The sequence below is a fragment of the Nocardiopsis metallicus genome (assembly GCF_014201115.1).
In the GTDB taxonomy this organism is placed as follows: Bacteria; Actinomycetota; Actinomycetes; order Streptosporangiales; family Streptosporangiaceae; genus Nocardiopsis; species Nocardiopsis metallicus.
Window position 1 is genome coordinate 7,516,297 of the sequence record NZ_JACHDO010000001.1, and the last position, 18,383, is coordinate 7,534,679.

The 18,383-nt window shown below is 70.9% G+C and carries 18 protein-coding genes; 11 read left to right on the plus strand and 7 right to left on the minus strand.

All coding sequences use genetic code 11. The features are described from left to right. Window positions 1–30 precede the first annotated feature (30 nt). A complete protein-coding gene (locus tag HNR07_RS33095) occupies window positions 31–927 on the plus strand; it encodes a 3'-5' exonuclease (RefSeq protein ID WP_184370684.1) in 897 nt (298 codons plus the stop codon). Between the two features lie 45 nt (window positions 928–972). Here the strand turns inward: HNR07_RS33095 and HNR07_RS33100 are convergent, their stop codons facing one another. The 3 genes from HNR07_RS33100 to HNR07_RS33110 form a co-directional block, all read right to left on the minus strand. After that, window positions 973–1,227, minus strand: a complete 255-nt coding sequence (locus HNR07_RS33100) for a hypothetical protein (protein WP_184370687.1) — start codon at window positions 1,225–1,227, stop codon at window positions 973–975. Window positions 1,228–1,388: 161 nt separating this feature from the next. Continuing rightward, entirely contained in the window at window positions 1,389–2,045 is a 657-nt protein-coding gene (locus HNR07_RS33105) for a TetR/AcrR family transcriptional regulator (protein ID WP_184370690.1), read from the minus strand. 94 nt (window positions 2,046–2,139) lie between these two features. Further along, on the minus strand, window positions 2,140–2,814 hold the full coding sequence (locus HNR07_RS33110; protein WP_184370693.1) for a biliverdin-producing heme oxygenase: 675 nt from the start codon (window positions 2,812–2,814) through the stop codon (window positions 2,140–2,142). A 459-nt stretch (window positions 2,815–3,273) separates the two neighbouring features. On the opposite strand from HNR07_RS33110, the gene HNR07_RS33115 reads away from it, so the two are divergent. The 5 genes from HNR07_RS33115 to HNR07_RS33135 all read left to right on the plus strand — a co-directional run bounded on the left by HNR07_RS33115 (window position 3,274) and on the right by HNR07_RS33135 (window position 8,575). Beyond that, on the plus strand, window positions 3,274–4,533 hold the full coding sequence (locus HNR07_RS33115) for a PP2C family protein-serine/threonine phosphatase (RefSeq protein WP_184370696.1): 1,260 nt from the start codon (window positions 3,274–3,276) through the stop codon (window positions 4,531–4,533). A 26-nt stretch (window positions 4,534–4,559) separates the two neighbouring features. After that, window positions 4,560–6,515 carry a sensor histidine kinase gene (locus HNR07_RS33120; RefSeq protein WP_221319005.1) on the plus strand — a complete coding sequence of 652 codons (1,956 nt, stop codon included), beginning with the start codon at window positions 4,560–4,562 and terminating at the stop codon, window positions 6,513–6,515. Between the two features lie 24 nt (window positions 6,516–6,539). Then, window positions 6,540–6,974 (plus strand): response regulator, encoded by a 435-nt coding sequence (locus HNR07_RS33125; RefSeq protein ID WP_026117172.1) that lies wholly within the window; start codon window positions 6,540–6,542, stop codon window positions 6,972–6,974. A 128-nt stretch (window positions 6,975–7,102) separates the two neighbouring features. Then, entirely contained in the window at window positions 7,103–7,630 is a 528-nt protein-coding gene (locus tag HNR07_RS33130; protein ID WP_184370702.1) for a low molecular weight protein-tyrosine-phosphatase, read from the plus strand. Further along, entirely contained in the window at window positions 7,631–8,575 is a 945-nt protein-coding gene (locus HNR07_RS33135) for a fructosamine kinase family protein (protein WP_184370705.1), read from the plus strand. A gap of 37 nt (window positions 8,576–8,612) precedes the next feature. Here the strand turns inward: HNR07_RS33135 and HNR07_RS33140 are convergent, their stop codons facing one another. The 3 genes from HNR07_RS33140 to HNR07_RS33150 form a co-directional block, all read right to left on the minus strand. Next, on the minus strand, window positions 8,613–9,611 hold the full coding sequence (locus HNR07_RS33140; RefSeq protein WP_184370708.1) for a carbohydrate ABC transporter permease: 999 nt from the start codon (window positions 9,609–9,611) through the stop codon (window positions 8,613–8,615). Beyond that, window positions 9,608–10,585, minus strand: coding sequence for a carbohydrate ABC transporter permease (locus tag HNR07_RS33145; RefSeq protein WP_184370711.1), 978 nt, complete (start codon window positions 10,583–10,585; stop codon window positions 9,608–9,610). The genes HNR07_RS33140 and HNR07_RS33145 overlap by 4 nt, the downstream gene beginning before the upstream one ends. Window positions 10,586–10,654: 69 nt before the next feature. Continuing rightward, entirely contained in the window at window positions 10,655–12,001 is a 1,347-nt protein-coding gene (locus HNR07_RS33150; RefSeq protein ID WP_184370714.1) for an ABC transporter substrate-binding protein, read from the minus strand. A 154-nt stretch (window positions 12,002–12,155) separates the two neighbouring features. Between HNR07_RS33150 and HNR07_RS33155 the strand changes: the two genes are divergently transcribed. Continuing rightward, on the plus strand, window positions 12,156–13,277 hold the full coding sequence (locus HNR07_RS33155) for a Gfo/Idh/MocA family oxidoreductase (RefSeq protein ID WP_184370717.1): 1,122 nt from the start codon (window positions 12,156–12,158) through the stop codon (window positions 13,275–13,277). Between the two features lie 337 nt (window positions 13,278–13,614). Next, a complete protein-coding gene (locus HNR07_RS33160) occupies window positions 13,615–14,256 on the plus strand; it encodes a hypothetical protein (protein ID WP_312894043.1) in 642 nt (213 codons plus the stop codon). A 48-nt stretch (window positions 14,257–14,304) separates the two neighbouring features. On the opposite strand, the gene HNR07_RS33165 is transcribed toward HNR07_RS33160, so the two are convergent. After that, window positions 14,305–14,907, minus strand: coding sequence for a TetR/AcrR family transcriptional regulator (locus HNR07_RS33165; RefSeq protein ID WP_184370719.1), 603 nt, complete (start codon window positions 14,905–14,907; stop codon window positions 14,305–14,307). Between the two features lie 157 nt (window positions 14,908–15,064). Between HNR07_RS33165 and HNR07_RS33170 the strand changes: the two genes are divergently transcribed. From HNR07_RS33170 to HNR07_RS33180, 3 genes are all read left to right on the plus strand, one after another. Next, window positions 15,065–16,273, plus strand: coding sequence for an MFS transporter (locus tag HNR07_RS33170; RefSeq protein WP_184370722.1), 1,209 nt, complete (start codon window positions 15,065–15,067; stop codon window positions 16,271–16,273). Window positions 16,274–16,423: 150 nt separating this feature from the next. Continuing rightward, window positions 16,424–16,705 carry a DUF2165 family protein gene (locus HNR07_RS33175; RefSeq protein WP_184370725.1) on the plus strand — a complete coding sequence of 94 codons (282 nt, stop codon included), beginning with the start codon at window positions 16,424–16,426 and terminating at the stop codon, window positions 16,703–16,705. A gap of 129 nt (window positions 16,706–16,834) precedes the next feature. After that, window positions 16,835–18,193 carry a four-carbon acid sugar kinase family protein gene (locus tag HNR07_RS33180; protein ID WP_184370728.1) on the plus strand — a complete coding sequence of 453 codons (1,359 nt, stop codon included), beginning with the start codon at window positions 16,835–16,837 and terminating at the stop codon, window positions 18,191–18,193. Window positions 18,194–18,383 lie beyond the last annotated feature (190 nt).

Consider the following 18,383-nt stretch of genomic DNA (forward strand, 5'->3'; position numbering starts at 1 on the left):
CACCCGCGACCTTGGGAGTTGGGGCAGAACATGGGAACGCTGCGGACGGGCGCACTGACCCGGAGAAGGGTCGGCACGCGGGCGGCGGACCTGGAGTACGCGGTCATCGACGTCGAGACCACCGGCCTGGACCCGGACGAGGGTGCCCGGCTGGTCGAGATCGCCGTGGTCCGGGTGCGCGGTGACGGCAAGTTCGTGGAGGAGTTCAGCACGCTGGTGGACCCCCGGGCACCGGTGAGCGGCCAGGAGTTCCACGGGATTGGCGAGGGCGACGTCATCGGGGCCCCGCGTGTGGCGCAGATCGTGCCCAGGATCGCCCGGCTGCTGTCCGGCGCGGTGGTGGTCGGCCACAACCTGGACTTCGAGGAGCGCTTCCTCGCCGCCGAGCTGGTTCCCGCCGGGCTGCCGCGCGGTCAGTCGGGCCTGTGCACGCTGCGGGCCCTGCGGTCCCAGCTCGACCTGCCGCGTTACTCGCTGCCGCGCGCCACCCACCTGCTGAACGGCAGTTGGCCGACGGGGCAGCACACCGCCCTGGGTGACGCGCGCGCCTGCGCCAAGCTGCTCGTGGAGATGATCGGGAACGCGCGCGGTGAGCTGCGCTACACGGGCCCGTCGCCGCGGTTCCTCCAGGGCGGGGTACCCGAGGGAGAGCCGGTGCGCTGGAAGCCGCGCACCACGGCCTCGCCCAGCGGGCTGGACCCCCTGAGCGCCTGGATCGCGCCCTGGCGGCCCGTCGAACTGGACCCCGCGCTGTGCGGCGGGGCCTTCGGCAGCTCGGACCGGGCGGCCGCGGAGAAGGCCGCACGGCGCGACTCCCGGCTGCGGGAGCGGCTGGCCGCCGCCGCGGCGGTGACCGGCGGCATCGCGGCCACGGCCGCGGGCGGCCTCCTGCTGCGCATGGCGGGCGTCCGGGGCCGCGCGAGCTGACTCAGCGGCCGGTCCCGGACGCCGATCAGAGAACGCGCGGGCCGGTCAGAGACCGGACAGGCTGAGGAAGAACGCCACGATCAGCGCGCTTCCGCCCACGGTGGTGAGCAGGGCGCGCCCCTGCTCGGTCAGTCGGGCGGAGGCCAGGCGCACCCGTGGCGGCGCGCCGGTGCGCTGCGCGGTGGCGACCCCGCCGCCGGAGCGGGGGGCGGGCATGCGCCCGGGCACGTACTGGGGGACCTTGTTGAACAGGGCGATCGACACCAGGACGGCGCCGACGACGATCAGGGTGAGGGACACGTCGAGGAGGGCCTATCAGGACTCGGTTGCGGACGGGTGGGCTCGCCCGGGAAGGATCGGGCAAGCGGAGCGTTCCCCGGCCCAGCGGCCTTCATACCGTTCGGCCCTGGCCGCTACCGGACACGTCCGGTTAGGTCCTGACCTTTATCGCCGAGGGTGCTTCACCGCGTACTCTCGGTGCTCTCCGCGCTGCCTGCGGGCAGGATGGTGTCCACGGTTTCGGTCCGCACTCCGAGGGCGCGGAGCACGAACCGGGTGACTAGGGCGTGCGTGTCGTCGATGTCGATCTCGCCGTTCACCAGGGGCATCCGCTGGGATCCCACCATGGACAGGGTGAGCCCCGCGACGCGTTCGGCGGGCAGGCGGTCGAACTCCCCGCTGGCGGTGCCCTCCTCCACGATCTCGGTGAGCAGGCGTTGCATCGGGGCGACGTGCGCGGCCAGTGCCTGGTAGGCGTCCGGTCCCAGGCTGGCGCCCAGCTCGGCGGCGGGCGGGTGCGGGTGCGCGACGAGGCCCTCCAGCTGGAGGCGGACGAAGGCTGACAGGCGACGGGCGGCCGACACCCCCGAGGGGAGTTCGCGTTTGTACCGTTCGACGAACGCGCTGTTCACCTGCTCGGTGAAGGCCAGGAGCAGCGCGGGTTTGTCCGGGAAGTAGTTGTACAGCGCGGTGCGGGTGATACCGGCGGCGTTGGCCACGTCGGTCATGGAGATGCGGTCGATCCCCTGGGTCCTGGTCAGCCCTTCGACGGCGTCCATGATGCGGTCCCGTGTGCGGGCACGGTGAGCGGCGATGGTCGGAGCCGTGATCTTGGGCATGCCTCCTATGGTGGCACGCCGAGAAAGCCGGACCGGCATGGTCCGACTTCCTCAGGTTGCCGGAGTAGGGGGCGCGGCGGGCCGGGGTCCGAGGTCAGGCGTGCCTGCGGCCGAGGTCGGCCAGGACCTCGGTGTTGAGCTGGTAGGCCAGGCGGGTCTCCTGGATGAGGAAGGCCGCGGCGGCCTCGTCGAGGTCCAGGGAGTCGAGGCGCTCGCGGTAACCGGTGCGGAACTTCGGCAGGCTGCCCAGGGCGTCGAAGACGTAGAAGGCCACGCCCGCGTCGTCGGTGAAGTCGTAGGCCTTGGCGGCGATGCGCCGGATGAACTGCCCGCCCGAGACGTCGCCCATGTAGCGGGTGTAGTGGTGCGCGACGAACCCCGCGGGGTGGTCGGTCATCTGCTCGATGCGCGCCACGTAGGTCCTGGTGGCCGGGGTGGGGGAGATCCGGTCGCGCCAGTCGGCGCCGAGCAGGTGCGCCAGGTCGGCCTCGAGGGCGGGCACGCGCTCCAGCTCGGGGTAGTCGAAGCGGCCCGCGACGGGGTCGTCGGCCAGGATGCGGCCGACCCGCTCCAGGGCCACGTAGGCGAAGTAGTGCTGGGCGACCATCGCTGTGTAGCCCTCGAGGGAGAGCTCGCCGTCGAGCAGGGCCTTGGTGAAGCCGTGGTGCTCGGCCCTCGTGTGGTCGCTCCAGGTGGCGGCCTTGAGGCGTTCGGAGAACGTCTCGGCGGCGGGCTCAGCCGTCGTGGGGGCCTCGGCTGTGGCGCTCATCGGCACTTTCCACCTCTCGCTTCCGGGATCTTTATGACATCATGTCATTTAGGTGGGCGAGGTTGTCAAGATCGATACGACACCTTGTCATAAAAAAAGGGACACAACGCTCACGCGGTGCTTATCCAACGTGCCCTGTATCACATGGTTCACATGCCTCTGCGTGCGCACACGCACGCTTTGACCACCTGCGCGGCCCCGGCCACGCCGGGAGGGTCCGGCCTGAGGGGCCCTCCGACACGCCCGTCACACGGAGGTTCCACACCCCGGCGTTGGATGTGTCTCGTCTCATCCGCTGGTCAACTGGTCACCGGGGCGTTTATCGTTTGGATGTCGTGCGGTCCGAACCGCCGGGAAGACCCGAGGTGTCCGCCTCGGGCCTCCGGCATGACAGCGCGCCCCACGGACCCGCGGACCTTGAGGCGATGAGTGGATACCAGGAGAACAGGGCACGATCCCGTGAAGGTGATCGGTGACGAGGCGGCGCACGCCGCGAACGGCGCTGCGACACGCGGCAGCGCCGCCCTGGGTGACGACACCGTTCTGGACGACCGGGTGGAGGCTACCGTCGAATCGGTTGACGTCCTGCTGATCGAAGACGACCCAGGCGATGCCTTCCTCGCCGAGGAACTCCTCGCGGACACCGCGCTGGCCACCCGGATCACCTGGGTCTCCACGCTCAAGGCCGCCCGCGAGCACCTCACCGACTTCCGCGGCTGCGTGCTGCTCGACCTCAACCTCCCGGACGGGCACGGCCTGGACCTCCTGCGCGAGGTCCTGGGCACCGCGCCCTCCGCCGCCGTCGTGGTCTTCACCGGTCTGGACGACGAACACGAGGGCATCGCCGCGGTCGCCGCGGGCGCCCAGGACTACCTGGTCAAGGGCCAGGTGGACGGCTCCCTGCTGGCCCGCAGTCTGCGCTACTCCCTGGAACGGCGCCGCGCCGACGAGAACGCCCGCCAGCTGCGCGAGGCGCGCATGCGGGCCCGTGAGAACATGCGCCTGGAGCGCGGCCTGCTGCCCCAGGTCCTGCTCGGCCGCTCGCCGCTCAGCCACCGCGCCTACTACCGGCCCGGCCGCAAGCGCGCCCTGGTCGGCGGCGACTTCTACGACGCGGTCGAAAAGGACGGCACCACCCACGTCATCATCGGCGACGTCAGCGGCCACGGCCCCGACGAGGCCGCCCTCGGCGTCAGCCTGCGCATCGCCTGGCGCACCCTCGTCATGAGCGGTGTCGCCGAGGAGCGCGTCCTGCCCAACCTCGAGGACCTCCTGGTCAGCGAGCGCGCGCAGGAGGAGATGTACGCGACGCTGTGCATGGCCAGCCTGGACACCGGCAGCGACCGCGCCCGCGTGCGCGTCCTGGGCCACCCGCCCCCCATGATCGTCTCCGGCGGCGTGGCCGAGGAGATCCAGGCCGTTCCGCAGCCGCCGCTGGGCGTCTTCCCGGTGGACCAGGACGAGGCGACCGAGATCGTCCTCGCCAAGGGCACCAGCATGCTCTTCTACACCGACGGCCTGGTCGACGCCTACGACGGCGGCCCGCCCGCGCGCCTGGAGGTCGCGGGCCTGCGCCGGATGGTCAACGGCGCGCTCGGCCAGGGCGTGGCCCTGAACAACCTGCCCGAACACCTGGTGGACGAGGCGGAACGCAGTAACGGAGGCCCGCTCCAGGACGACGTGGCGATGCTGCTCGTCAACCACGGAGAGCCGGAGTGAGCCCCACGGGGGAGGAACACCACAGCATGAACACCGAGTCCGCAGCCGCCTCCGAACCGGACGGGGGGCCGGACCCGGAACAGGGGGAGGGCTCCCGGCCGTCCGTCGGGGGAGGCCACTTCGTGCACGCCTCCCCCCTCGGGCGGATCCACTCCGCCCGACACTCCTGGAGCCTGCGCCGCCGGGTCACCAGCCTGCTGACGGTGGTCGCCGTCGTCCTGGTGGTGGCCGTCTCGGTGATCACCATCGCGGCTTTCCAAGCCAGGGACTCCCTGGTGCTGCAGGTCGACTCACTGACGCCGGGGCTGAGCACCGTCGAGCAGACCCGCTCGGCCTACCTCAGCCAGGACCACGCCCTGCGCGGCTACATCCTCACCAGCGACCGCGACTTCCTCCAGCCCTTCGTCGAGCAGCGCATGGCGCTCGCCGAGTACCGCAGTGCCCTGACCACGCTGGCGGAGGAGAACGAGGAGGTCGCGCCCAAGGTCAACGAGCTCATCGAGGCCGGTGACGTCTGGAGCGAGGATTTCGCCGAACCCGTCCTGGAGCAGGTCCGCACCGGCGAGTCCCCCACCCAGGAGGAGCTCCAGCGCGGCCGTGTGCTGTTCCTGGAGCTCAACCGGGCCGCCGACGCCACCACCAACCACCTCACCAGCGAGATCCAGGAGGCCCAGAGCGGCCTGACCCTGGCCACCCAGCAGGTCGTGGCCCTGCTGGTGCTGGTCGGCCTGGTCGTGGTGTTCCTGTCCGTCTTCCTGTGGGTGATGCTCCAGCAGTGGGTGCTGCGCCCGCTGGAGGACCTGGCCGGGCACATGCGCCAGGTCTCCGAGGGCTACTACGCCCACCGCATCTCCCTGCACGGACCGCCCGAGATCGTCCAGCTGGGCCAGGACGTGGACGCCATGCGCGAGCGCATCGTGCAGGACCTGGACGAGGTCGCCTCCGCACGGCGCAAGCTCCAGGAGCAGTCCACCCTGCTGGAGCACCAGACCGAGGAGCTGCGCCGGTCCAACCTGGAACTGGAGCAGTTCGCCTACGTCGCCTCGCACGACCTCCAGGAGCCGCTGCGCAAGGTGGCCAGCTTCTGCCAGCTGCTCCAGCGCCGCTACCACGGCCAACTGGACGAGCGCGCGGACTCCTACATCGACTTCGCGGTCGAGGGCGCCAAACGCATGCAGACCCTCATCAACGACCTGCTGGCCTTCTCCCGGGTCGGACGCACCAAGAACTTCGCGCCGGTCGACCTCAACGTGGCCCTGGACGACTCCCTGAGCAGCCTGGAGACGCGGCTGGAGGAGGCGGGCGCCGAGATCACCGGCGCTCGCCTGCCCACGGTCCAGGGCGATCGCACCCTGCTCACCCAGGTCTTCTTCAACCTCGTGGGCAACGCGGTCAAGTTCCGCGGCGAGGACGCGCCCGCGGTCCACATCAGCGTCGAGCGCCAGGACGAGGAGTGGGTGTTCTGCTGCGCGGACAACGGCATCGGGATCGAACCGCAGTACGCGGAGCGGATCTTCGTCATCTTCCAGCGCCTGCACACCCGGGAGAAGTACACCGGGACCGGTATCGGCCTGGCCATGTGCAAGAAGATCGTCGAGTTCCACGGCGGTCGCATGTGGCTGGACACGGGCCTGGAGGAAGCCGAAGGGTCCGAAACCACCGACGACACGGACTCCGGGCGGACCGGAACCCGCATATGCTGGACCTTGCCCGTCGACACCGACGCGGAGATGGAAGAAACGGCTGCCGTGGAGGGAACCGAATCGACCGACGACACCGATAACGGCGTCGAGGGCACCGAGGCCGCCGAATCCGCCCCCGCGGAGCAGGCGCCGACGGCCACACGAGAGCCCGGCGAGACCGAGCCGGAGACCGAGTCCCCCACGGGTAGCGAACCCGGCGGGGAGCCGCGTCCCCTGCCCGGTGGAGCCGGCGATACGGTTCCACCCGGTCCGCGAGGACACGGGGCGGGGCCCGTATAGGGGTCTGGAAGCTTGAGCGAGGTCATGTTGGTGCATCCCATTGAGGTGCTGCTGGTCGAGGACGATCCCGGTGACGTCCTGATGACCAAGGAGGCGTTCGAGGAACACAAGCTGGGCAACCGCCTGCATGTGGTCTCGGACGGCGTCGAGGCGCTCCGCTTCCTGCGTCGCGAAGGCGAGTTCGCCGACGCCCCCCGCCCCCACCTGATCCTCCTGGACCTCAACCTGCCGCGTAAGGACGGCCGGGAGGTGCTGGAGGAGGTCAAGAGCGACGACGACCTGGCGCACATCCCCGTCGTGGTGCTCACCACCTCGGAGGCGGAGGAGGACGTGCTGCGCAGCTACCGCCTGCACGCCAACGCCTACGTGCCCAAGCCGGTGGACTTCGAGCAGTTCATCCGGGTCGTTCGGCAGATCGACGACTTCTTCGTGACCGTGGTCCGGCTGCCCAAGAGCTGACCTTCCCAGGGCTGACCTGGGGCGGAGCCGGTACGGGTCACGGTTCGCAAGTCACGGATCGGGGACGGGAACCGCACTCACCGAGCCGGATCCGGTAGGTGGGATGGTTTTTCGTTACGGTAAGGAACATGAGCCTGCCGGAACCGCGTGACCCCGCTGGTCCCTACCGCGTCAGTGTGGTGTGCCTGGGAAACATCTGCCGCTCCCCCATGGCGGAGAAGGTGCTCACCGCAGACCTCGAACGTGCCGGAATGAGCGACCTCGTCGAGGTCGACAGCTCAGGTACGGGCGACTGGCACGTGGGTGGGGACATGGACCCCCGTGCCTCCTCGACACTGCGTGTGCACGGTTACCTGACCACCCACACCGCCCGTCAGTTCGCCCCCGAGGACCTGGCCACCCGGGACCTGATCCTGGCCATGGACCTGGACAACCTCGACGAACTCCGCCGCGTCGTCGACGAACGCGGGGCCGAGTTCGGCTTCGACGTCTCCCGACTGCGGCTGTTCCGCTCCTTCGCGCCCGCGAGCGGTCCCAACCCGGAGGTGCCCGACCCCTACTACGGGGGAGACGACGGGTTCACCGCCGTCCTGAACATGGTGGAGGCCGCCGCCAAGGGCCTGACCGGGGAACTCACCACCCGGCTGCGTGGCTGAGTGGGCAGGGATCCGATCGTGCGACCCTTCGGGTCCTCAGGCACGGGGAGCGGGTCGGGGCGCCGGGGCCGGGACCCGCTGACCGGCACCCTCGCCGACCGTGTCTCCGCGCTGCTCGACCTGGAGGTCCGGCGGGCCGCCCGGGCCGGGAGCAGCCATGACTGGATCCTGTCCTACGCCGAACTCGCCGACGGCACCCGGCTGTTCGTCAAGTCGCTCTCCCGCGGCAGCGCGCCCACGGGGGTGCTGGTCGCCGAGGCACGCGGTCTGGAATGGCTCGGGCGGTCCTTCGGCTCCCCGGCGATCCAACCCCTGGGCTGGGACGAACGCCTGCTGGTCCTGCCGCTGGTGGAGCAGCACGAGCCCACCCCCGCCGCCGCTGAACGCCTCGGCCGCCAGCTCGCCGGGACCCACCTGACCGGGGCGGACAGCTTCGGCGCGGACTGGCCCGGCTACATCGGTCCGCTCCCGCTGGACAACACCCCGGCTCGGCACTGGCCGCGCTTCTACGCCGAGCAGCGCCTGCGCCCCTACCTGCGCCGGGCCCTGGACCAGGGGGCGCTGACCCCCTCCGACGCGCGGGCGGTCGAGAAGGTGGTCGACTCGGTCGAGGAGCTGGCCGGGGAGCCCGAAGCGCCCGCCCGCGTCCACGGAGACCTGTGGAACGGCAACGTGCTCTGGCGCGAACGCGACGCGGTGCTCATCGACCCCGCCGCCCACGGCGGCCACCGCGAGGCGGACCTGGCGATGCTCGCGCTGTTCGGCCTGCCCTACCTGGACCGGGTCCGTGACGCCTACAACGAGGTCGCCCCGCTCTCGTCGGGCTGGCGGGGCCGGGTGGCCCTGCACCAGCTGCACCCGCTGCTCGTGCACGTGTGCCTGTTCGGCGCCGCCTACCGGACCACCGCCATGGAGGCGGCGCGGACAGCCTTCCGTTCCTCCTGAATCCCGGGCGGCGGTCCGGGTCGGTAGCCCCGGCCGGTCATCCCTTGACGCTGCCCGCCAGCAGCCCGCGGACGAAGTAGCGCTGGAGCAGGAAGAACACGAGCAGCGGGACGATGATCGACACGAACGCGCCCGCGGTGAGCCGGTGCCAGGCCTCGCCCCGGGTCCCCGCCAGTTCCGCCAACCGGACGGTGAGCGGCGCGGTGGCGGTGTCGCCCCCGGCGAAGATCAGCGCCACCAGCAGGTCGTTCCAGACCCACAGGAACTGGAAGATGCCCAGGGACACCAGCGCGGGCGCGATCAGCGGCAGTGCCACCTTGCGGAAGATCGTGCCGTGCCCGGCGCCGTCCACGCGCGCGGCCTCGAAGAGCGACTTCGGCAGCTGAGAGATGAAGTTGTGCATCAGGAAGATGCCCAGCGGCAGCCCGAAGATGGTGTGCGCGACCCACACGTTGGTGAACGCCATGGCCCCGGTGAGCTCCCACGCGGGCAGCAGCTGCACCTCGCCGATCGACACCCCTTGGGAGAAGAACCGCAGCAGCGGCACCAGGGACATCTGGAGCGGGACGATCTGGAGCGCGAAGATGCCCAGGAACACCCAGTCGCGGCCGCGGAAGTCGATCCAGGCCAGCGCGTAGGCGGCCAGCGCCGCGATACCCAGGACGAACACCGTCGAGGGCAGGGTGATCACGAACGAGTTCACGAAGTGGCTGGCCAGGCGTCCGTCGTTGGCGCTGCCGAAGAGCACGTCCCGGTAGTTGTCCAGGGTCACCTCGGGGGAGCCGAAGAACGTCCACCAGCCGGTGGTGCGGATCTGCTCGGAGGGCCGGAAGGAGGAGATGAACAGCCCGGCGGTGGGCAGGGTCCACACCACGGCGATGACCAGCGCGACCAGGCTGGCGGTCCCGCTGGTGAGCCGCCTGCGAACCCGGGCGGCGGCGCCCCGGTCGGCGGGGGCGGAACGCTCGGGGGCGGGTTCGGCGGCGGTACCGGGTTCGGCGGCCTCGGCCTCGGGGCGGGGTCCGGTCTTGCTCATGCCAACTCCCTGGCCTTGCGATTGCGCCGGATCTGGAGGGCGACCAACGGGATGACCAGGACGAACAGGAAGACGGCCAGGGCCGACCCCTGACCCACCTGGCCCTGGGAGAACGCCTGGCTGTACATCTCGTTGGCGATCACACTGGTGCCGTAGTTGCCGCCGGTCATGGTTCGGACGATGTCGAAGACCTTGAGCGTCTGCACCGAGATGGTGATGAGCACGACCAGCAGGGTGGGCCAGACCGACGGCAGGGTGATCCGGCTGAACAGCTGCCAGGGCCCGGCGCCGTCGATCCGCGCGGCCTCCACGGTCTCGGTGGGGATGGCCTTGATGGCGGCGGACATGACCACCATCGCGAACCCGGCCTGCACCCAGATCAGCACCAGGATCAGCAGGAACGTGTTGAGGGGCTGGTTCAGCAGCCACAGCCGGGGCTCACCGCCGAACCACACCACGATCTGGTTGAGCAGCCCGTACTGCTCCTGGTCGGCGGGCCGGTAGGCGTACACGAACCGCCAGATGATGCTCGCGCCGACGAACGAGATCGCCATCGGCATGAACACCAGGGACTTGGCCAGGGACTCGAAGCGGGACCGGTCGATGAGCACGGCGTAGAGCAGCCCTACCGCGGTGGCCAGGACCGGCGCGAACAGCACCCACAGCAGGGTGTTCAGCAGGACCTGGAGGATCTCCGGGCGCTGGAACATCCACAGGTAGTTGGCCAGCCCGACGAACGTGTCGCCGCTGCGGTCGTAGAAGGACAGCACGGTGGTGCGGATGACCGGGTAGACGAGCCCGCCGAGCAGCAGGAGCACGGCCGGTCCGAGGAAGAAGACCGCCTGCCAGCGGTCCCGCTTGCTGCGTGGCGCGTCGAGCAGGACGAGCATCAGGCCGATGACGCCGAGGAAGGCGACGATCCCGATGAGCATCCACACGAGCTTGGGCAGCTCGTTCAGGAAGGAGAACTCCATGGAAGACCCCTGGTGTGGACGGGACCGGCCGCCGGGGCCGGTCCCGATGAAGGTTCAGTCGGGGCGGGCTTACGGCCAGGCGGACTCCACGCTCTCCAGGACCGTGGCGGTGTCGGCGCCGGTCACCCAGTCGACCATGCCGCCCCAGAAGACGTTGGTGCCCACCGAGGAGGGCATGGCGTCGCTGCCGTCGAAGTGGAAGACGGTGTCCGGGTCGTTGAGGACCTCGGCGGTGAACTGGTCGGTGGGGTCGGCCAGCGCGGACCGGTCGAGGTCCTGGTGGGCGGAGACCCAGGAACCCAGGGAGGCGCGCTGGTTGGCGTACTCGCCCGAGGAGAGGTACTCGTGCACGGCCACGACCTCGTCGCGGTCGTCGAAGGCGACCACGAACTCGCCGCCGCCCATGATCGGGACCTCGGCGTCGGCCTCCAGCGGGGGAAGGACGAAGCCGTAGATGTCGGCGTCCTCGCCGATCTCCACGTCGTCCTCGAACTGGGCGCCGTAGAAGGAGCCCATCAGGTACAGGGCGCAGCCGCCGTCCAGCAGGGGCATCCCGGCCTCCTGGAAGGAGGTGACGGCGATGCTGTCGACCCCGCCGAAGGTGCCGTTGACGTAGTCCTCGTTGCGGATGATCCCGTCTGCCAGGTCGAAGGCCTCCTCGACCTCGGGGGCGTCGAACGGGATGTCGTGGGCGATCCAGTCGTGGTAGACGTCCGTGCCCGACGTGCGCAGGAGGGCGTTCTCGATCCAGTCGGTGCCGGGCCAGCCGGTGGCGTCGCCGGACTCGAAGCCCACACACCAGGGCTTGGTGCCCTCGGCGGCGATGGTGTCGCTGAGCTCGACCATCTCGTCCCAGGTCTCGGGGACCTCGTGGCCGTTCTCGTTGAAGAAGGTGGGGGAGTACCAGACCATCGACTTCATGTTGGCGCCGAGCGGGGAGCCGTACAGGTCGCCGTCGACGGTGGCGTAGCCCTGCCAGTCCTCGGACCAACCGGACTCGACGTTGCTCCGCACCCCGTCCGCGACCGGGACGGCGTGGCCGTCCTCGGCCGCGCGCTCCAGCAGGCCGGGCTGGGGGATGAAGGCGAGGTCGGGGGCGTTTCCGCCGTCGAGGCGGACCGGCAGCTGGGCCTCGAACTCGCCGCTGCCCTCGTACTGGACGGTGATGCCGGTGCAGGCGGCGAAGTCCGCCCAGGACTCCTCCAGACGGTCGCCCTCCTCATCACGGATGGACGCGTAGATGGAGACGGTGCCGCCGGTGTCCTCCCACTGTTCGTAGGGGGAGCAGTCGATGTCGGAGGTGTCGGCGGTGCCGCCGTCGCCCCCGCTCAGGTAGGAACAACCGGAGACCAGGAGGACCAGGCCTCCGGTGGCCGCTGCTGCGGCCATGACACGGCGGTTGACCGAACTCGGCATGGGGGTTCACTCCTTCGGCACGCACACCCGCCGGTGCTGCGGGTGTGATACAGGTCATGCGCGTTTCGATGAAAGTCTGTTTCGGGCTCATTGTCCATAGTTTGCGCAAATTCTTGCGTAACGATCCGGTGAGCGGAGCCGTACATTGGAGGGCATGGCTCCCGCACCCACCAGCCCTGGTCAGGGCATCCCCGAACATGACGGACCCGAGCTGCACGTCGCCCTGATCGGCTACGGCAAGGGCGGTGAGGTCTTCCACGCGCCCCTCATCGACGCGGTCCCCGGACTGCGGCTGTCGGCCGTGGTCACCGGTTCCCCCGAGCGTCAGCGCGCCGCGCGGGAGCGCTACCCCGGGATCAGCGTCTACGACACGGCCGCCGAGCTGTGGGCCGACGCCGGGCGCTACGAGATCGCGGTCGTCAGCACCCCCAACGACACCCACGCGCCGCTGGCCCGCGCCGCCCTGGAAGCCGGATTCGCGGTGGTCGTGGACAAGCCCTTCGCGCTCACCGCGGGGCAGGCCCGGGAGCTCACCGACCTGGCGGCCGAGCTCGGACACGTGCTCACCGTGTACCAGAACCGCCGCTGGGACGCCGACTTCCTCACCCTGTGGGGGTTGATCGAGGAGGGCGCGCTCGGGCGGGTGCACCGTTTCGAGTCGCGCTTCGAGCGGTGGCGCCCCGAACCCAAGGGGACCTGGCGGGAGACCGGCGGCGCGGAGGTGGGCGCGGGGATCCTGTACGACCTCGGGTCGCACCTGATCGACCAGGCGGTCAACCTGTTCGGCCCGGTCGCCTCGGTCTACGCCGAGGTCGACGCCCGGCGCGAGGGCGTGCGGGCCGACGACGACGTCTTCCTGTCCCTGAAACACGTCCGGGGTACGCGCTCCCACCTGTGGATGAGCGCGCTCAGCGCGCAGAACGGGCCGCGTTTCCGGGTCCTGGGCAACGAGGCGGCCTTCACCAGCCAGGGCCTGGACGGCCAGGAGGCCCGGCTGGTGGCGGGCGAGCGCCCGAACACCGTGGATGGGGGCGCCGCGGACTGGGGCGTGGTCCCGGAGGGGGAGTGGGGACTGCTCGGGTCCGACGGCCGGACCCAGCCGGTGCCCAGCAGTCGCGGGGCCTATCCCGAGTTCTACGCCGGGGTGCGTGACGCGGTCGGCGAGGGCGAGCCGCTGCCGGTGGACCCGCACGAGGTCATCCACGGTCTGGAGGTCATCGAGGCGGCCCTGCGGAGTGCTCGGACCGAATCCGTGGTGACACTGCCCGGTCACTGAGCAGGCACGACGGGTGTGAGGGCCGGGCCTTCCCGTGGGGGAGGCCCGGCCCTCGGTGTTCGGGGGGTCACTCCGAGCATTGACATCCAACTAGTTGGTTGGTTTCATGTGGACGTTCGGCCCGAGAACGAAAGACCCGACAGGGAGACAGGGAAGAGGTGAGGACATGGCACGGGGAACAGGCGGGGCGACCGGACGAGGCCGGCGCCGCTCGGTGGTGCTCGGTGCCGCCGCGTCTATGGCGGTCGTGCTCTGCACGTCCCTTTGGGCCTACGCCGGCACGCGCGGGGGAGCGGAGCCCGCCGACTACGTGACGAACGCGAGCGAGGAGGGGCCCGTGAGCCCGACGACCCAGACCAGGGACGAGTCCGGCGCCGAGGACGCGGCCGGGGGCGACCCCGCTCTGCGGGGCACCGGGGTGGAGATCCCGGAGGGCTGGGCCGAAGCCGATGAGAGCACCGTGCTCCAGGACGGCGAGGAGGTCACCGTACGGCGCTACCAGGCCGACGGTGAGCGGGTGCTCGGTGGGAGCCACCTGAGCGTCGTGCTGGGCGAGGACGACCGGCTCGTGGGGCTCACCCGCCTGGAGGCCGAGGCCGCGGGCGACCCCGAGGACCTGCCCAGCCACGAGCAGGCCAGGGAGGCCGCCTACACCTGGCTGGCTCAGCAGGACTCGGAGTACCTGGAGGGCCTGACCGAGCAGTGGGTGGACCGGCACGACGAGGTCGTGGTGGACGCCGATGGGCAGGAGGCGGTGATCCCCGGGATCAAGGTCAAGACGCGGCACGACGACGGGCGCTACGCCTGGGTGATCGTGGGTGTCGGGGCCCGGATCGTGGCCTTCGAGCGCGACGTCACCTGGGACTCCGCCGCCCAGCGCCGGTCCACCCAGATGTGGCTGCACGACGCGTGGGTCGCGGCGGTTGAGGGCACGGGCGACCAGCCGCCCGCCCCGGCGGCGGTCGCCGACGCGGGCTGAGGCCCGGAGTCCGTCCTTCGGCACGGGCCCTGACCCCGCCCGAACCGCTCAGGAGAGGGAGGAGGGCGTCGGGATCGCGTTCCCTGCGAAGTCCATCAGGTATGCGCGCAGTTGGTCCTGGGTCTCCTCGTCGGAGGGGTCCCGGCCCAGGACGAGCCGGGTCAGCTGCGGGGTGATCTGGGGCCAGGCTGCCAGTCCGATCATGGTGAGCAGCAGGTGGCGCACACGGGTGTCGGAATCGGTGCCGCCCACCGCCCCGGAGAGCGAGGCGACCTTGGCGTCGTACAGGGCGGCGCGCCCCTCCTCCTCCGGCACCGGGGAGTCGCCGTAGTGCAGGGCCTCCCACAGCAGCAGGCGCAGCAGGTCCGGGTGGGACCGGTGGTAGTCGAAGATCCGGCCGACGTAGGCGGCCGGATCGCTGTCGTCGGTGAGAGTCACCGCCTGTGACAGCTCGCCGACCGCTTCGCCGACCACGTGCCGGAACAGTTGTTCCTTGTCGCCGAAGTGCGCGTAGATCCGCTGCTTGTTGACGCCGGCGCTCTCGGCGATGCGGTCCACCCTCGCACCGGCGATGCCGTGAGCGGCGAACTCCCGCCGTGCCGCACCGAGGAGGAGGGCTCGGGTGTTCTCGGTTCGGGAAGTGTTACTCATGACACAATGATAAGCGTTAACCAACTGGTTGGTTACTTGGGGTGCACGAAGCCCTGAACGCGGGGTGTGTGTCGCGCCTCACGGTGGCCGGAAGTGGTCCTGTCGCGGCTCTTCGGGCAATTGACAACCAACTGGTTGGTTGTCAACCATTGCGTTCATGTCCACGACACAGCACACCACCGGGGTGAACCGGGAACAGGGCCCGGGGCCCCGCCCGTTCCCCGTCACCGCTCTCTCCCTGACCGGAGTCCTGGTCGTCGGCCAGCTCTACGCCGTCCTCCCGCTCCTGGCACCCATGGCCCAGAGCTGGGGGGAGGAGCAGGCCACCGTCGCCTGGACGGTGACCGCCTTCGCCGTCGCCTACGCCACGGGCTTCCTCGTCTCCGGACCCGCGGCCGACCGCTTCGGGCCCCGCCGGGTGATCGTCGTCGGCGGACTGGCGACAGCGCTCCTGACCGGAGCCGTCGCCCTGGCCCCCGACACGGCCGTGGGGCTGGCACTGCGCGCCCTCCAGGGGTTCGCCGCCGCCTCCTTCGCCCCGGCGGCGTTCAGCTACGTCGCCACCCGGGTCGCACCCGAACGCCGCGTCACCGCCATCACCTGGCTCACCAGCTCCTTCCTCGCCGCGGCCGTCATCGGACAGCTCGCCGCCCAGAGTCTCGAACAGAGCATCGGCTGGCAGGGCGTGTTCGCGGCCTCCGCGCTCTCCCTGGCCGTGGCCGCCCTGGCCCTGCGTCTTGTGCTCGCCCCCGACCCGAGCTCGAAGGCCGCGGTGGACGGGGCCCTCGCCGGCATGTTCGGCCTGCTGCGCGACCGTCGGCTCCTCTTGCTCTACGGCGCCACCGCCACCCTCCTGTTCGGCTTCGTCGGGGTCTACGGCGGCCTGGAAGTCTCCGGCCCCGACTGGCTCGCCGGAGACCCCCAGGCGATGCTGGCCCTGCGTGCCGGCGCCCTTCCGGCCATGCTCGCCGTCCCCCTCCTCGGTTCCCGGCTCGCCCGCTACGCGCCCGGAACCAGGGTGCCCGTGGCCCTGTTCGGCGCCGCCGTGACGGCGGCCGCGACCGGACTGGTCGCGGACCTCGGCCCGCTCGCCCTGGGCGTGAGCCTGCTCGCCTTCACCGGCTGCGTGGCCGTGGCCGCACCCGCCCTCGTCCAGGCCATCGGCGTGCGCGCCGGGGCCGCCCGCGGCTCGGCCACCGCCCTCTACACCTTCGCGCTGTTCATTGGCGCGGGACTCGGACCCCAGCTCGCCACCGTCCTTTCGGCTCTGGGGTTCACCGCGGTCGCTCTGGGGGCGGCGACCGCCCTGGCGGGGGGAGGCGCGCTGGCCCTGGCCGCGCTCCTCCTCCCCCGGAGAGGTGCCTGACCGGTACCGGAACGGCGCCGCGCACCGACCCCAGACCACATCAAGCCAGTCCATGCCAGCCCAGGCCGGCCCGGACAGCGGTACGACAACCACGGAACGGAGACAGCACCATGCGGCAACAGCTACGGCATCAGCAACAGCCTGTACGGGGTGATCGCCTACCAGGCGGTGGCCTCGGTACTGCTGTGGTGGGCCACCGTCGCACACCTGCGCCTGGCCTTCGGCCGAGGCGACGGCACCCGAGCCACCCTGCTCGGCAACCTGGCGCTGAGCGCCCTCGCCAGACTGGCGCTGATGTTCCTGGTCGGCGGCCTGTGGTTCGGCTACTGGATCACCTTCGGCCCCGCCCAACAGGTGCACTTCACGCTCCTGCTCGTCGCCGTCGGCGGACTCGTGCTGGTGAACCTGCCGCGCGGGAGGGCCGCGGCCTGACCGGCTGTCCGGGACCCGCCCGCCGGAACCCGGCTGGCGGGTCCCCGCGCACGTGACCTCCGGACCTCCCCCGGGGCCTATGTTGGAGGCAGGTTAAGCAAGGGTTTCCCACACCGAAGGAGCAGCGCCGTGGCCCAGGTCCTCGTGGTCGCCGACGACCTCACCGGTGCCAACGCCACCGGCGCCCGTTTCGCCCGTACGGGCATGCGGGTGGCCACGGTGACCCCCGAGCACGTCAGCCGGGTCGCCGGGGACTACGACGTGGTGGTCGCCAACCTGGACAGCCGCCACGTCCCGGCCGAACAGGCCGCCGACCTGGTCACCGACGTGGTGGAGGCGGTCTGGCCGGTGGGCCTGGTGGTCAAGCGCACCGACACCACCCTGCGCGGCAACATCGGTGCGGAGATCGAGGCCACCTACGACGCCGTCCGCGACCGGCTCCCCGCCGGGACCCGCGTCCGGGTGCTGTTCACCCCGGCCTTCCCGGGCTCGGGCCGTATCACCGAGGACGGCGTCCAGCTGCTCAACGGTCTGCCCCTGGAGCGCACCGAACTCGCGGTGGACCCGCTGTGCCCGATGACCACCAGCGTGGTCGCCGACATCCTCGCCGAGCAGACCGACCTCGCCGTGCGGCACGTGCCCATCCGCCGGATCACCCAGGAGATGCTCACCGCCGAGCTCCTCGCCGGTGACGAGCCCATCGTGCTCTGCGACGCCAGCAGCGAGCAGCACCTGACCGACATCGCCGAGGCCGCGGCCGCCGCCCACCACTCCGACGGCACCGTCTGGGTGGCGGTCGATCCCGGGCCCACCGGAGCCCTGCTCGCCTACGCCCTGCGCCTGCGCGGTCAGGCGGGCTCCCGGGGACCGCTGCTCGCGGTCGCGGGCAGCACCACCGAACTCACCCGCCGCCAGCTCGCCACGGTCGCCCGCACCGGCGCGGTCCGCTTCGTGGACGTGGACGCCGTCGCGATCAGCGACCCGGACAGCGACCACCCCGACGAGGTGGCGGACGAACTCACCGCGCACCTGTCCTCCTCGGGCTTCCCGGAACTGTGCGTGCTGCGCGTGGTGACCACCGCCGAACGCGTCCGCGAACTCCCGCCCCAGGCCCGCGCCGAGCTTCCGGGGCGTATCGCGAGCCTGGTCGCCGACGTGGTCAACGAGCTGGCCGACACGGTGGGGGCCCAGGCCCTGCCCAGCGGCCTCTACCTGACCGGCGGCGACCTCGTGGCCAGCCTCCTGGACGAGCTGGACGTGCACGCCTTCGACGTGGGCGGCGAGATCGTCCCGCTCGCCGTGCACGGGCACCTGAGCGGGGGCCCGCTGGACGGCACCCCGGTCGTGGCCAAGGGCGGACTGGTCGGCGACGACATCACCCTGGTCGAGTGCCTGGCCAAGCTGAGAAGAGCGGTCCAGACCCGCCTCCACCAGGTGCACTCCGAAGTCTCCGAGCACGTGATCCCGACCCTGGTCCGCGAACCCTAGCCGCTTCGCAACGTTGGACGTCCCCTCCCCACCGCACCTCACGGAGCCCGGCAACTACAGAGTGAAACGTTCGGTGGACTGGGCCGGGACTGGGTTTCCTCCTGTTGGTGGAGTCGGCTTTCGGTTGGTGGCACGGCGAAAGGGCGCGACGCCCCCTCCGCGTCGCGCCCCCGTATGTCAGGTTTCGCTC

Excerpts from the sequence above, each read along its gene's own strand:
- HNR07_RS33095 (WP_184370684.1), top strand. The coding sequence starts at position 31 with ATGGGAACGCTGCGGACGGGCGCACTGACCCGGAGAAGGGTCGGCACG.
- HNR07_RS33105 (WP_184370690.1), bottom strand. The coding sequence starts at position 2,045 with ATGCCCAAGATCACGGCTCCGACCATCGCCGCTCACCGTGCCCGCACA.
- HNR07_RS33110 (WP_184370693.1), bottom strand. The coding sequence starts at position 2,814 with ATGAGCGCCACAGCCGAGGCCCCCACGACGGCTGAGCCCGCCGCCGAG.
- HNR07_RS33120 (WP_221319005.1), top strand. The coding sequence starts at position 4,560 with ATGAACACCGAGTCCGCAGCCGCCTCCGAACCGGACGGGGGGCCGGAC.
- HNR07_RS33125 (WP_026117172.1), top strand. The coding sequence starts at position 6,540 with ATGTTGGTGCATCCCATTGAGGTGCTGCTGGTCGAGGACGATCCCGGT.
- HNR07_RS33130 (WP_184370702.1), top strand. The coding sequence starts at position 7,103 with ATGAGCCTGCCGGAACCGCGTGACCCCGCTGGTCCCTACCGCGTCAGT.
- HNR07_RS33140 (WP_184370708.1), bottom strand. The coding sequence starts at position 9,611 with ATGAGCAAGACCGGACCCCGCCCCGAGGCCGAGGCCGCCGAACCCGGT.
- HNR07_RS33145 (WP_184370711.1), bottom strand. The coding sequence starts at position 10,585 with ATGGAGTTCTCCTTCCTGAACGAGCTGCCCAAGCTCGTGTGGATGCTC.
- HNR07_RS33150 (WP_184370714.1), bottom strand. The coding sequence starts at position 12,001 with ATGCCGAGTTCGGTCAACCGCCGTGTCATGGCCGCAGCAGCGGCCACC.
- HNR07_RS33155 (WP_184370717.1), top strand. The coding sequence starts at position 12,156 with ATGGCTCCCGCACCCACCAGCCCTGGTCAGGGCATCCCCGAACATGAC.
- HNR07_RS33165 (WP_184370719.1), bottom strand. The coding sequence starts at position 14,907 with ATGAGTAACACTTCCCGAACCGAGAACACCCGAGCCCTCCTCCTCGGT.
- HNR07_RS33170 (WP_184370722.1), top strand. The coding sequence starts at position 15,065 with ATGTCCACGACACAGCACACCACCGGGGTGAACCGGGAACAGGGCCCG.